Origin of the sequence: Romboutsia sp. MSSM.1001216sp_RTP31141st1_G3_RTP31141_220114 (assembly GCF_039031195.1) — a bacterium.
In the GTDB taxonomy this organism is placed as follows: domain Bacteria; phylum Bacillota; class Clostridia; order Peptostreptococcales; family Peptostreptococcaceae; genus Romboutsia_C; species Romboutsia_C hominis.
On record NZ_JBCIUO010000024.1, the window covers coordinates 1 to 14,607 of the forward strand.

Below are 14,607 nucleotides of genomic sequence, written 5' to 3' on the forward strand. Positions count from 1 at the left end.
CACTTATCTAATAGCTCATTCATAAAGTTCTCCTTATCTATTATCTCTTATTTATTTTTAATTGATTACTATTATCTTTATTAAATAATTCTTTAGGAAAAAATAAAATAAACCAAATTTTATTATAAAAATTTTATATTTTTAATTCAATAAATACATAGGATTGATAATAAATAAAAATGGTAAAAATAATTATGATAAATAAGAAATACTCCTAGTAAAATTTTACTAGGAGTATTTCTTATTTATCATAATAGCCGTTCATAATCCTTGAAATAGTTTTTATGCTTATATCCATTTGCTTTGCTATATTTCTATAAGTCATTCCAGAAGCAACCATATGCTTAACTTTATTCTTAATATTAGGAGTAACTTTTTTAGTAATGAATGTATTGTTTTTCAATTTATTTTCTAATTCATTACAGTGAAATTTATATTTGTTTAATTCTGATTGCAATTCTAAGAGTTCAATACTTAATTTATTAACTGTATCCTGTAATTTAAAACATTCATTTTCTAAGTCTTTATTTTTATCTAATTCATCTATATAAAGTTTTTCATAATCAATTATTTTCTTGAAAAAAGCCATATATCCTCCTTAATAATAAGCCTTGTGTCATATGGAAACATCAATATTATAATGATAATTCATTATCTTTATTAAGAGACTTTATAACACTTTCAAATTCTTTAAGCTCCTTTTGACTTCTGCCTTTATTAATATTTTTTTGCTTAGTTGATTCTATTCTTTTATTAAATTTATCTTCTTTAAAAATTTCAAAATCCATATACATTTCATTCATTTTTAAAAATTGGGTCATATCCTTAATTAATAAATCTTTTCTCAAAGTATCAATCTTATGATTTTCTTTAAGCTCTTCTAGGAGTTTATTATATCTTTTTCTTGAAGAAGTACGACTCTTTTTATAAAAATCTTTTTCTTTAGTCAACTCTTCATTTGCTTGTCTAAGCTCTTTATTGCTATTTTCTAGCAATTCAACTCTAGCAATAGATGATTTATATAACTCATACTTTTCATATACGTTAGAAGCCATTTTCTTTAAGTTATTAAAATCTGATTTCTTAATTTTAACATAGTTATAATCAATACCTCCAAGTAAAGTAGATACATTTTCATAACTAATATTATCTACTTCATAACTAGATAATGTGTCTTTAAAAAATATGTTAGACATGGTATCTAACTCTCTTTTAGCTTCTTCAATTTGTTCTTTTAAAATATCAAGTTCTCTTTGAGAATCCTTTTTTAACTCTTTTATTCTCTTATTCTTAGCGTTAGTTTCATCAGAAGAAATACCTCTTTCCAATTCAAATCCTTTGCTTGTTATATGCTTATGAAATCTATTTTGCATTTCTGTAAGTTTCTTTTTACCATCTAGCCAGTTCTTAGCACTTAAACGTCCATCTTTGGTTAATGGAGTAACTCCTAAGTGCATGTGTGGAGTTGTTTCATCCATATGAACAGTTGCATAATTTATATTTTCTTCTCCAAATTCTTTTTTTGCAAACTCATAAGCTTCTTTAAAATATCTTTCTGTGTCATACTCTCCGATACGATTAAAAAAATCTGTATCAGATGTTACAAGGCACTCAATATTTAAAATAGCATCTTTTCTAATAGCTTTTTTGCCTTTATATCTTTCTTTTATTTTTTTATCAATCTCTTCTCTATAATTTATATTTTGAGAATTATGTAATTCATAATTGAATTTGCTTTTAAATAAATCTATATCTTTATTAGAATAAGATTTATTTTCTCTTTGATTGTGCCTTTGGCACTTATCAAGAACAGTCGACTTCATTTTGTCAGTTCTAAAAATTGCATAGCTCATCTTTTTTCCCCCTTTTCATATATGAAAAATTTATGTGCAATTTTTACACAAAGTTTGTACCAAAATATGTGGTATTATATAAAAAGTGTAACATACTATACTTTACTTGAACAGTAAAGTCATATGCCATTGCATGGAGCTTAAAAATATTAAGAAATCAAAATAAAAAATAATTTATATTTTGATAGTACATCAAAAATCAACAATAAAAAAATCTAACAATATATATTGTTAGATTTTTTTATTGTTGATTTTTTTTATTAGTTACATCCTCAATAATAAATGTTCCATCTTCATAAGTAATTTTTGCTTTTATAGAATTTATATTTTTATTATAATCTTCTTTCGGAATATTAACTTCATAATATTTGTATTTATCTATAATCTCATTATTAGAATCATATGTAGGCTCTTCTCTATATTTACACTTGTATGTTTTTTTCTCACCATTAACTATAACTTCAATAGTTTTAATTTTATTTTCACTTGATAGTTCCTCATCAGAATTAGGAATAGCATTAAAATATATACCATCATCATCATATTGCCAACTCATTTCAGGTAATTCAGGTGCAAATAAAGATTTAGATAGCTCTTGAACATCACTACTTTCAGTTTTATTACCTTTTATTACAATTTTATATTCATAATTATCATCATAAGATAAATTAAAATCTCCTACATAAGATAGTTCTCCTATATTTTCTAATTCTAATTCATTCCACTTCTTAGCCTTTATGGGTTTATACATAAATAAAACTTTTGAATTATTTTCTTTTATTTCACTTAACTCAGCTCTAAGTGTTAAATAATATCCTTTATCTGTGTTTTTGTTTAATTTAAAAATAACATCTTTAGTCAAATATGATTTTCCAAATTCTTCATATAATGTAGATTGAATTTGCCCACTTAGATTACTACTCAATGAATTTACCTCTGTTTGTAGAGATGTATTCATATTTTTTATACTTTTTAATTCTTCTTTTATAATAGTTAAGCTATATATTTGATAAATCAGTACTCCAGAAAATACTATTAAAACCCCTGGTATTATATATTTTTTCATTAAATTCTCCTTTTTATATTTTATTATTAAGGAATAAAATTTTACTATAAAATCTTTTACTTTTTTTATAAAAATGTAACATAAAAAATTTTAAAGAACAATAAAAAACATTATGAAAAAAATAAAACTAAAGCAAATATATAAAATGTCGTTTCAAATGAATATATACACCTTTGAACGATTTTAAAGAGTTTTACGAAATAATTTTTTTTTACAATATAAGTAATTAGTCTAAAAAAAAATAAAAAAAATAAGTTATTCTATATATAGAATGCTTTACTTTTTTATTTTTTTTATATATACTTTGTGTATATAAGAACAGAAATTAGTTTCTTAACGTATTTACGTATAGTTTTATGTTCTTTTTTTAATAATAAAAATAAAAAAGTCTTAAACATAATTCCACCTATGTTTAAGACTTATAAAAAAATTTTATAGATTTAAATAATTAGAAAATACCTTCTAGTAATATTTTTTTTTCAACATCATCTAGTTGGTTTAGTAATTTAGATTTTCTTTTTTTAATAGATAAATCTAAACTTAAATTGGAGCTTGTGCAACCAAGTTCCTTTTTTATGTCAGAAAGTTTTATTTTGGATTTGATAGTATTTATTTTTGTTTTTTTATTATTAGTCAATGCAGTAGGAATTATATTTCTATAAAAAAGAGTTTCTACTGGGTTGACTGTTTTTATTTGTGAGGAGCTTACAACATATATTTGATTAAGTATTTCACTAAGTTTTTTAGATGTAAAAGCCCAGTTATCACCAAATGTTATTCTAAATGATTCAGCTAATATTTCTAAATGTTCTTGAGTATAACTTACTCCTTCTTTAAATTCGTTGGTAAGCCATTCATACATTCTCACTTCAATTGTATTATCATTTTTAAATATATTAGGATGTTCTTCTTTTAGTTCTCTATAAATTAGAGTATTTATTTTTGCAAAGATACCTCCTCTTTTACGATTTCCCATAAAAGCAATATTCCAAGCCATGTCAGTACTAAAATAATCTTCTAAAACATATTTACTATATAATTTAATCTTTGATTTTAAAGAGTTATTAAATATTAGGTCATGTATTCCAAGTTTTAAATAATCTTTTTGAACTTGCTCCATTGATAGGTTATTTACTTCTTGATATTCCATTAGATTGTAACTTCGCTTATTCTTTTTGATTTCATCATAACCTACAAGAATATCTTTATGTTTCTCTAATTGTTCAATTGTTTCTTCTTGTAATTCTTTTAACTCTTTCTTATATGAATTTTTATCTTCTTTAATTTCTTCATCAATTTTTAAATCATATATCAACTCTATGTTATAGAAATACTCTTCTAGTAAAACTTTGAAACTTTCAAATGTTCTTGAATTATAATAATGCTTATATGTTTGACTTTTTACATATATAGTATCTGCCTTATAAGTACTTTCTTGTTTATTATAATATACATTAGTATCTATATTTAAAGGACTAAAATTCACTCCAAATGGTGAGAATGGTATATTTTTTTTACTTTCTTTATTGTAAGAATCAGCTAAATTAATAGCACTTATCATATGTTGATTTGATAGCCATTCAATATCATATATTTCGCAGTCTTCTTTGTAGTTGTTAAATATATGGACATTTACCTTTTTAAGGTTTCTAAATCTTGCTACATATTGTTTAATAGTTCCTATATCTTTTATACCTACAACTATGATGTCCGTTATCTTTGGATTGTTTATATTAACTCCAGCAACAAGAGTTGTTGTGTTCAATATTACTTTATATCCAGTCATTTTACTACAACTCATTATCTTGTCATAAAGTTTGCTATGTTCCTTAGTGTCAGCAGTTATAACGTCACTTTTTTTATTTAACATACTAGAGATATATTTAAGCTCTTTAGTATCATTCATAAGTAAAGCTCCATTATTTGATTTATTAAGAATATCTATAATAGCCTTAGTGTCTATACAGTCATACATTTTTACATTGTATTCAGTTTGTTCTTTCTGATGATACTCTGTTATATAATCGTATATTTCAAAGTCTAACTTGTTAGGCGTAGCCGTTATATCTATTCTACCTTTGCATCTAGTAGAAACGTCGTACAAGCCTTTTATCGCCTTATTACGGTATGTATCAGTGTATGTTTGATGTATCTCATCAAGAACTATTATATGCTCCGATAAATCCTCTTCTTTTAGTTGAGAGACCTTGTCCCAAGTCATAACAACTACATCTCCATTTTTAAGGGCATTTTTAGGGCAAAGATTATCATATGCTCCATGAATATCATATTCATTCATAGCTTGTTGGACATTAGCACTATTAGGAAGAACAAATAAAGACTTTAATTTAAATGTCTTTAAAGCATTTATAATGGAGCAACTCTTTCCACTACCCGTAGGAGCTATTAGTAAACGAGTTTCACCGTACTTTGCTCCAGCAATAGCATTTAAAACACCACTGTTTTTTTCAGATATATACTTCTGAACTTCAATGATTTCGTTTGCTTCATACCTAGAATGATTTATTTCTTCATTCATTGAAAGAAGCAGTCTATCTAGTTTTTGTTCCATTTACTGTATTTCCTTTCTTATTAAATTTTCAATGTATAAAAGTAAAAAAGCATTAACCATATTTTAGTTAATACTTTTTATTATATATTATATTATTTTACTACATAAATTTTCAATCTTTTAACTTTAAATTTTATTTTATGAGTTGATGTAATTTAGCTAATCTTTTTTTGATTTTTAAAATGCTTTGGATTAGCCTTTTTAAAACTATTACCTCATATTGTAAATTAAAAAAAGGGCTATTTAATAACTATTTAGTGAGACAGCCCTTTTTTCATTAAATATATATATATTTGCTTATATATATATATTTACTTATATATAATATGAAAAAAAAGTATTTAACGAATTAGTTTAAAGTCTGTATAATTACTAATGCGCAATAAATGAAAATTTTACTTATAAGTAGAATATTATAAAATAACACAATTATAAGATGAATGCTATTCATTAATTAAGAGTATTTATAATATCCATATATGTTATGACAAGAAATAGTTTGAAAGGTTAGGAATGATAAAGATGGAACAAAACAAAAGAAACTTAAATAATAAAAGATATTTTATAGTATTTATTTGCTTTTTAATTCAAGCTGTACCCTATTGTATATCGCAAAACTTGCAAGCTCAAATGCAAGTTCCAGTATCAAAATCAGGGATTATTTCTGAAGTAGCATTTACAATGTTATACTTTTCGGGAACAATACCAGTTTTATTTAACCCTATATTAGCAAAACTATATGATAAGTTTAAAATTAAATATATTTATGTAGCAGGTTTAGTTATTGCTGGTATATCTTTTGCTTCTTACGGACTTGCAAAAAATGCATTAATGTTTAATATAAGTGCATTTTTCACTCAAGTTGGTACATTATTATTTACTGGATTATCACTACCTATTATGATGAGTCGTTGGTTCCCATGCGGAGGAAGAGGTACTGCATTAGGTATAGCTTTAGCAGGAGGATCAATCGGTAACGTATTTTTACAACAAGTTGTAGTTAACTTACTTGGAAATTATGGTTGGCAAAAAACTTATATGATTTTAGGTGCAATGCTTATTATCGTAGGTATTCCTTTAGCAATATTATTTATAAGATATCCTAAAGAAAATGAAATTGTAATAGAAGAGCCTTCTTCTAATTCAAATACTAAAAGAATAACTTATGAAGGACTATCAGATAAAGAAAATATGAAAAATAAATATTTCTGGATGTTCTGCGTAGGTGCATTATTTATATGTTTTGCAGCTGTTACTTTAGCAACACAAGCTATTCCAGTTTTAACTACTAAAGGATTCTCAGCTTCAAGAGTAGCAATGGCTGGATCTGCATATGGAATTGCTTGTTTAGTTGGTAATGTTGGTGGAGGAAAACTATTTGATAAATTAGGTTCATTTAAGCCAATGATAATATCATGTGCAGGTGTAACGCTAGGATTATTAATAATGATTTTTATGCCTCAAGGTAGTTCAATAGGATACTTAGTACCTGTTTTCTCAGGATTAACAATCTTTACATTAACATCAGGTCCAGCATATATGCCTGCTGATGTATTTGGACATAAGGATGGTACTCAAAAATTTGCTAAAGTAGGTATGTTCTATGCTTTAGGTAGTGCTATATCTCCATTATTATTTACAGTAACATCTACTAACTTAGGAGTATCAACTGCATCTTTAATGTTCTTATTTGTAGGATTAGTAGGATACGCTTTAAATGGATATGCGATTATAAAATCTAAGCAAATGTTTAGTAATACAAAATAAATTAAATTGCATTTAATTTATTACTTATAATAATATTTTGATTATATTTTAGCAACAACTGAAAAGTATTACTTGTAGAAAAAGGTAACTATTGGAGGTAAATAGGATGAAAAAAATAATATATTATAATGGGACAATTTTAACTGTAAATGATAAAATGCCTATAGCCGAAGCTGTTATAGTAGAAAATCGACAAGTTAAAAAAGTTGGAACTAAAGATGAAATATTATCATTAAAAGATGATAATACACAACTAGTAGATTTAGAAGGAAAAACTATGTTACCAGGATTTATCGATCCACATGGACATATTGTTGCAGTAGCTCAAACTTTAATAATAAATGATTTAAGTGGAGCAAACTCTAAGGAAGAATTTATTGATATATTAAAAAAGAAGATAACTGAAAATCCTCCAAAAGAAGGAGAATGGTTAATTGGATTTGGTTATGATAACACTAAATATGAAAATGAAGAACATCCTACTAAATTCGATTTAGATAAAATAAGTACTACTACTCCGATATTTATAAGCCATGCATCAGGGCATTTAGCAGTAGTTAACTCAAAGGCTTTAGAAGCTTTTGGATATTTTGGGGAAAATTATGAAGTACCAGAAGGTGGTATAGTTAGAACTATTGAAGGAAGCAACGAACCAAATGGTATTTTAGAAGAAAATGCTTGCTTAGACCCAGAAAAGAAAAAATGCATTCCAGCACCATCTTTTGAAACTCTTATGAATTGTATTAAAAAAGCACAAGAAATATATGCTTCATTTGGTATAACTACATGTCAAGATGCAAGTGTTGATGAAGGAATAAATAAATTACTACAAGGTGCTGCACAATCAGGTGTATTAATGCTTGATATTGTTGGTTTTGCAGTTCAACATACTACAATGAAGTTATTAAAAAATGAAGGTACTCCTAAGAGAAATTACATAAATCATTATAAATTATTAGGAGGAAAAACTTGGTTAGATGGTTCTCCACAAGGAAAAACTGCTTGGTTAACAAAACCATACTATGAAGTACCAGAAGGAAAAAATTCAGATTACTGTGGATATGGAACTCAAGAAGATGATGTAGTTATAGATTACTTTAAGTCTTTAATTGATAACAATATACAAGTGAATGTTCATTGTAATGGTGATGCTGCATCAGATCAATTTATAAGATGCTATAGAAAAGCGTTAGCGGTATCAGAAAATACTACTGACTTAAGACCAGTGATGGTACACTGCCAAACAGTAAGAGAAGATCAGTTAGATGAAATGAAAGAACTTGGAATACTTCCAACATTCTTCTTAGATCATATTTATTTTTGGGGAGATTATCACTATGAATCTGTTTTAGGACCTGAAAGAGCTGAAAGAATTAGTCCAGCTAAATCAGCTTTAGATAGAGGAATGAATTTTACATTACATCAAGATTCACCAGTAAAGATGCCAAATCAAATGTTAGCAATACATAATGCAGTAAATAGAAGAACTTTAGGTGGTAGAGTCTTAGGAGAAAATTTAAGAATTTCTGTAATGGATGCTATAAAAGCTGTTACAATAAATGGTGCTTATCAATACTTCGAAGAAGATACTAAAGGTTCTATTGAAGAAGGAAAGGTTGCAGACTTTGTAATCTTAGATAGAAATCCATTAGAAGTTAATAAAGATGAATTAAAAGATATAAAAATATTAGAAACAATAAAAGAAGGAAAGGTAATTTACAAAAAGAAATAAATCTGTATAAAATAATAAAAGAGTTTAATCTATATTAGATTAAACTCTTTTATTATTTTATACAGGGAGAGATTATTATATGAATATAAGAAAGCTTAATATATTTTATGAGACTGCAAAGTGTTTAAATATGAGTAAAGTGGCAAAAGAACTCCATATAAGCCAACCCAATATAAGTAAAAATATTTCAGAGCTTGAGGCTGAAGTTAATATAAAACTTTTTGATAGAATAGGTAAGAGGCTTTATTTGACCCATGAAGGTGAAATATTTTTTCAGTATGTACGAAGAATATTAAATCTTTATGATGAAGCTATTATTGAAATTAATTCTTTTTCTAAAGATAATATCGGGAAAATAGTGGTAGGGGCAACATCAACTATAGGAACATATGTTATGCCTTATATAATTAAAAAGTTTAACGAAATTGCAGAAAATATAGAGGTCGAAATAGTAATAGATAATATGAATACTATAGAATATTTAGTTTTACATAATAAAGTAGATATAGCTCTTATAGAAGGAAATATAATATCAGACGAACTTTTTGTAAAAGAAATATGGAAAGATGAATTGGTATTTATAAGTGGTAATAATTATAAATGGAAAAATAAAAAATACATAACTAAAGAAGAATTAGAAAATACTAAATTAATTATTAAAGAAAAATCAAGTGGAGCAAGGCAGACATTTGATTTATTTGTAAATAATGAAGAAATAATTTATAAAAATTTTATAGAATTAAGTAATACAGAAGCTATTATAAATTATGTTAAATTAAATATGGGAGTAGGTTGTGTTCCTTATATAGCTGTAAAGCAAAAAGAAAAATTAGAAGAAATTAAAATACATAAATTTGTAGATAAAAAAATTGAAAGAAGTTTAAATATGGTTATTCATATGGATAAGCATATTTCTAAGATAATGAGTTATTTTATAAGATTCTGTGAAGAATTTGATATGTGAAAAATAAATAATAGTAGTAAAAGAGCCCTTAAAATTCAAATAAATGTTTTTTAATAGCTTTTTTACTACTACATATTAAAATAAAATTTATTAATATTATACATATTCAAATATTGTATTTGCTATAATCCATTGTTCAAATCTAACTTTTACAATTAAACTATATAATCCAAATGTTATTATTATTAATATCCACCATAAAATCCAATGACCTATCAACTCTTTGGGATCTCCTATAAATTTAAGTCTTTTTCCACAAATAACCGTATGTTTACATGTAGCTTTTTGCTTTATACAAATTATCCATGGATAAGCTAATCCTAAAGTTACGATTCCTAAAAGTATCATTTTTACATGTAAAAAAATATAATCCTTTACTCTTTTATCAAAATAAGACTCATATTTTTCTTTATTGATTATAATTGATGAATTTTTCATTTTATACAACCTTTCTATATCTAAACTTACATTAATTTGAATCATAATTATATCAAAATCTAACTTTAATAATCTACAAAAATTAACTATCCCTAAAATTTACGTTTAAAGATTAGTTCCATATTTAGAATAAAGTTAATAATATTTAAAAATCGTATGATAAATAAAAAAATAAGGCTTAGCATAAGCCTTATTTTTTTATTTTATCATATTTTAATTTTTAACTAATTTAACTATTTTATTGAAGGCATTTTCATTTCCATTACCTCCAACTCTTGTTAGCTTATTAAATTCTTTTTTCTTTATAAATTCACTTTGTTCAGTTGTTAAATTCTCTCCTACTATCATTACAGGTGATTTTTCCTTGGCTGCCAAGCTACTAACTGATAATGAATCTACTAAATCTATTTCTCTTTTCGCTCCATCTTTTACAACAAATAAGTTATCTAAAGCTCCAGACTTATAGAATTCATTTAATACTGATAGATTTGTTTCTATTCTATCATTTCCTCCAAGTCTTGTAACTGGTTTATTCTTTATTAAATCAGATACTTCATTCTTTAACATTTCAGAAACTGTACCATTTCCACCAATTACATATGCTTTTGATAAATTCTCTGACTTTATAAAATCTTTACCTTGAGGTATATCACCTTCATTATTAGATAATATAATTGGCATATTATTTATCGCTGCTGGAGAACTTATGCTTATTGCATCTGGTAATCCTTTTTGTCCATTTACTACTGCTACTTGAGATACATCCGATAAATTATCTACTTCTTTTGCTATATTTAGACTAGTTTCAAATCTATCTTTACCTGCTATTCTTACAACATCAACACCCATATCTTTTATTTCTTTTTCTAAGTTCTTATCTAAAGAGTTTTCTCCACCTATTAAATATACTGTTTTAGCTTGTAATCTAGCTATAGATGCCTTTGTTTCAGGAGTTAAACTACTCTTACTACTTAATAATACTGGTGCATTTTTAGCATGTGCAAAAGGTGACGCAGTCATTGCATCTACTATAGAATCTGAATTTGATATTACAACATTATCAGCTCTAGTCCATTTATCACTTATTTTATTTGCGGTATTATATCTATCTGATCCAACTATTTCTTCTACTTTTAATGTATCAGCAACAGAAACTTTTCTTTCCTTTGTTACAGTATTACCCCAACCATCTGTTACTTCATATTTTACTATATATGTTCCTACTTCATATGGATTAACATCATTTTGTATTACTTTAACATCTTCAGTTATATCTTTAGGCTTTTCATTTGGATCAATTAAATTTCCTTTATCATCTAATTCTCCAACTTTATCTGTAGCTGTCACTCCATCCATATCTTTAAAAAGTGTTCCTTTTCTTATAATAATATCTGAAGCATTTATTTCAGGTTTAAATCCAGTATAATATGTTACTGGTTGATGTACTGTTCCATTAAATGTTACGTTTGTATTATAAGCTCCAGCTGTAAACTCTTTATTAAATTTATATGTTACATCAACAGAATCAGAATTCTTTAAATCAATAGGACAATCATTAGCAGTATATTCTTTTTTATTTTGTTCTTTAGCTAATTTGTTTATGTTATTCCATTTCATTAGTCCTGTTGGATAATCTGGATTATCAGTAACATATGTCCCATCATTATCAAGAGTTGGAACTAATACATTTCCATCTACATCCTTAAGAGGATTTGCTATATAGAAAAATTTACCTTTACTCACTTTTGTATCATATGTGAAATTTTGATTATCTAATTCTAATCTCTTCAATGTTGCAATGTTTAAGTTTTTTAGTGGCGTAATATCACTTATTCTATTATTATTCAAACGTATAGCTTCTAACTTCGGAGCTACTAAATTATTTAATGGGCTAATATCACTTATATTATTGCTAGCCAGCCAAAGTCTTGTTAAATTAGGTAAATTTAACTTGCTTAATGGGCTAATATCATTTATTTTGTTATCTTCTAACCATAGTGAGACTAAATTAGGAAAATTTAAATTAGGTAATATATTTAAATCATTCATACCAGTAGAACTTAGTGATAAAGCCTTTAATTTAGGAAAATTCAAATTAATTAATTGGTTAAAATCACTTATTTTATTCCTGTCTAAATACAGTTCTAATAAAACAGGTAAGTTAGCATTAGCTAATGGGCTAATATCATTTATTTTATTATCGTTTAAATATAAATACCATAGCTTTGGTGCATTTAAGTTAGACAATGGAGTAATATCAACTATATTATTATTCTCTAATCTTAAAGCCTTTAGATTAGGAGCATTTAAATGATCTAATGGAGTAATATCAACTATATTATTATTATTCAATATTAATTTTTGTAAGTTAGAGCAATATTGAATCCCCTCAATATTTGTTATATTTTTATTAGATAAATCAAGTACTCCTGTAATACTTTCCAATTGCCCTTTTGTTATGGAATTATCTTTGTCTTGACTTAACTTTTCATTTAATGCTTTTTTTAAATTTTGATCAGGTATATTTATAACTGTAGAACTTTTCATATTTTCATTATTGTTTTTTAAAGTAGATTTGTCTTTTTCTTCGATATTATTCTTATTACTATTTTTTTCATTTTTATTTGTTTCATTGTCTTTTACTTGTTCTATACTTTGCTTTTCCCCTAAACTTTTAATTTCACCTGCAAATATACTCAACGGAGCTATCTGACAAAGTAATGCTGTAGTTACAACTCCTGCTATAATGTTCTTTTTCATTATTTATCCTCCAAATAATTATAATTTCAATTTCTTTGAATATCTAACAATATTTTACATTATTTTACATAAAAATCAAATAAAGTGTTTGAACATATAAAATATATATTATCGTAAAGATTAATAATATATATTGGAATTGATATCTATAAAATGGCTTAGAAATATAATGTATAAATAGAAAAAAATAAGAAACTGGTATTAATTAATTCTTTATTTTTTATAATAAAAAATTGACTTTTACACTCTATAACAACTAACTATTACTTAAATTCAGATTTAGGGACTAGTTATACATATAAAAGAGTGTATCTATTGAAATTGCTACATTTCAGTAAATACACTCTTTTCCATTTTTTTAGTTTTCCATGAAACTTTATTTATTAAATCTTAGCCATTATTTAATTTGTTAATTATTATACTACTTTTACTTTACTTATATTTGTATTACTTGTATTTATTCTACCTTTTACTTTAATTGTGTAAATCTTTAAATATTACTTTTTCATAATTTTTTTTAACGAAAATTTGTATCCATTTGGTGGCATTTTATCGTATTTATAATATGTGATTATTGAGATTAAAAAACTAATATTAGAATAATTATCCATCTACTAAAACCAATAAATATAAATTTTAATAAGAAATTAGCTCTGTATAAATAAAAAGATGAGTCCTATTAGAAACTCATCTTTTTATTTACATATGCACTAATGAATCAGAAAACCCTCATCTAATAAAATTATAACACTTTATTTTTATTATTAATATAAAAATAAAGTGTTATAATTAAGCAATATAATAACTAAAAAATAGTTATATAGCTTTTTTATACTCTTAAATAAAGTCAAATTATATAATTATAACTTTTTGTATTTTATCTTTAATTATGTTTTTATCACATTAAACAAAATAGTATTGTCGTACTAAAAAAGGATGAGCTGTTATTAGGCTCATTCTTTTTTTAGTAAAAATGTTATATAAAATAGGAAGAATTTTTATACAAATAATAAAAATAAAATGCTATAATGTACTTGTTATTGAAGTTTTTTTTAATTCATAATACATACATTTAGCAAAGATGAGTTTAATTAAGAACTCATCTTTATTTTATATAATTATATTGTTTATAAATAATCTTTCAAATATTTTTTGCTAACGAAAATTTACTTTTTTAAATTTCAATTTTTCTTTTTTCTTATTAGCTCCTTCATCTACATTTATTATATTTAAGCAACTATTTATATAAATATAATTTCTAAAAAGAAAAATGATATTTCTTTTTTCACCTAAACTCAATCTATTCCATTCATAGCCTTTGAATAAATCTTTTACCATGAAAATTTCACCTTCATGAATATATTTTGTTTCTTTTATGCACTTATCTAATAGCTCATTCATAAAGTTCTCCTTATCTATTATCTCTTATTTATTTTTAATTGATTACTATTATCT

General features: G+C 25.0%; 10 protein-coding genes. 3 read left to right on the plus strand and 7 right to left on the minus strand.

What is annotated here, in order from left to right; all coding sequences use genetic code 11:
* Positions 1 to 241: 241 nt before the first annotated feature.
* From ABCP60_RS14710 to ABCP60_RS14725, 4 genes are all read right to left on the minus strand, one after another.
* On the minus strand, positions 242 to 589 hold the full coding sequence (locus ABCP60_RS14710; RefSeq protein ID WP_343102024.1) for a hypothetical protein: 348 nt from the start codon (positions 587 to 589) through the stop codon (positions 242 to 244).
* A 46-nt stretch (positions 590 to 635) separates the two neighbouring features.
* Positions 636 to 1,853: a MobV family relaxase gene (gene mobV / locus ABCP60_RS14715; protein ID WP_343102025.1), complete on the minus strand. Its 1,218-nt coding sequence runs from the start codon at positions 1,851 to 1,853 to the stop codon at positions 636 to 638.
* A gap of 241 nt (positions 1,854 to 2,094) precedes the next feature.
* Positions 2,095 to 2,919, minus strand: a complete 825-nt coding sequence (locus ABCP60_RS14720) for a hypothetical protein (protein WP_343102026.1) — start codon at positions 2,917 to 2,919, stop codon at positions 2,095 to 2,097.
* A 448-nt stretch (positions 2,920 to 3,367) separates the two neighbouring features.
* A complete protein-coding gene (locus tag ABCP60_RS14725) occupies positions 3,368 to 5,491 on the minus strand; it encodes a DEAD/DEAH box helicase family protein (RefSeq protein WP_343102027.1) in 2,124 nt (707 codons plus the stop codon).
* Positions 5,492 to 6,013: 522 nt separating this feature from the next.
* Between ABCP60_RS14725 and ABCP60_RS14730 the strand changes: the two genes are divergently transcribed.
* The 3 genes from ABCP60_RS14730 to ABCP60_RS14740 all read left to right on the plus strand — a co-directional run bounded on the left by ABCP60_RS14730 (position 6,014) and on the right by ABCP60_RS14740 (position 9,954).
* Positions 6,014 to 7,258 (plus strand): MFS transporter, encoded by a 1,245-nt coding sequence (locus ABCP60_RS14730; protein ID WP_343102028.1) that lies wholly within the window; start codon positions 6,014 to 6,016, stop codon positions 7,256 to 7,258.
* Positions 7,259 to 7,364: 106 nt separating this feature from the next.
* Entirely contained in the window at positions 7,365 to 8,990 is a 1,626-nt protein-coding gene (locus ABCP60_RS14735; protein WP_343102029.1) for an amidohydrolase, read from the plus strand.
* Positions 8,991 to 9,069: 79 nt separating this feature from the next.
* Complete coding sequence (locus tag ABCP60_RS14740) at positions 9,070 to 9,954, plus strand: LysR family transcriptional regulator (protein ID WP_343102030.1); 885 nt, start codon at positions 9,070 to 9,072, stop codon at positions 9,952 to 9,954.
* 96 nt (positions 9,955 to 10,050) lie between these two features.
* Here the strand turns inward: ABCP60_RS14740 and ABCP60_RS14745 are convergent, their stop codons facing one another.
* The 3 genes from ABCP60_RS14745 to ABCP60_RS14755 form a co-directional block, all read right to left on the minus strand.
* On the minus strand, positions 10,051 to 10,392 hold the full coding sequence (locus tag ABCP60_RS14745; protein WP_343102031.1) for a hypothetical protein: 342 nt from the start codon (positions 10,390 to 10,392) through the stop codon (positions 10,051 to 10,053).
* A gap of 213 nt (positions 10,393 to 10,605) precedes the next feature.
* Positions 10,606 to 13,152, minus strand: coding sequence for a cell wall-binding repeat-containing protein (locus ABCP60_RS14750; RefSeq protein WP_343102032.1), 2,547 nt, complete (start codon positions 13,150 to 13,152; stop codon positions 10,606 to 10,608).
* Between the two features lie 1,155 nt (positions 13,153 to 14,307).
* Entirely contained in the window at positions 14,308 to 14,553 is a 246-nt protein-coding gene (locus ABCP60_RS14755; RefSeq protein ID WP_343102033.1) for a DUF1413 domain-containing protein, read from the minus strand.
* Positions 14,554 to 14,607: the final 54 nt, after the last annotated feature.

Bases quoted from the DNA above. Each gene is read 5' to 3' on its own strand.
- ABCP60_RS14710 (WP_343102024.1), bottom strand. From the start codon at position 589: ATGGCTTTTTTCAAGAAAATAATTGATTATGAAAAACTTTATATAGAT.
- mobV (WP_343102025.1), bottom strand. From the start codon at position 1,853: ATGAGCTATGCAATTTTTAGAACTGACAAAATGAAGTCGACTGTTCTT.
- ABCP60_RS14720 (WP_343102026.1), bottom strand. From the start codon at position 2,919: ATGAAAAAATATATAATACCAGGGGTTTTAATAGTATTTTCTGGAGTA.
- ABCP60_RS14725 (WP_343102027.1), bottom strand. From the start codon at position 5,491: ATGGAACAAAAACTAGATAGACTGCTTCTTTCAATGAATGAAGAAATA.
- ABCP60_RS14730 (WP_343102028.1), top strand. From the start codon at position 6,014: ATGGAACAAAACAAAAGAAACTTAAATAATAAAAGATATTTTATAGTA.
- ABCP60_RS14735 (WP_343102029.1), top strand. From the start codon at position 7,365: ATGAAAAAAATAATATATTATAATGGGACAATTTTAACTGTAAATGAT.
- ABCP60_RS14740 (WP_343102030.1), top strand. From the start codon at position 9,070: ATGAATATAAGAAAGCTTAATATATTTTATGAGACTGCAAAGTGTTTA.
- ABCP60_RS14745 (WP_343102031.1), bottom strand. From the start codon at position 10,392: ATGAAAAATTCATCAATTATAATCAATAAAGAAAAATATGAGTCTTAT.
- ABCP60_RS14750 (WP_343102032.1), bottom strand. From the start codon at position 13,152: ATGAAAAAGAACATTATAGCAGGAGTTGTAACTACAGCATTACTTTGT.
- ABCP60_RS14755 (WP_343102033.1), bottom strand. From the start codon at position 14,553: ATGAATGAGCTATTAGATAAGTGCATAAAAGAAACAAAATATATTCAT.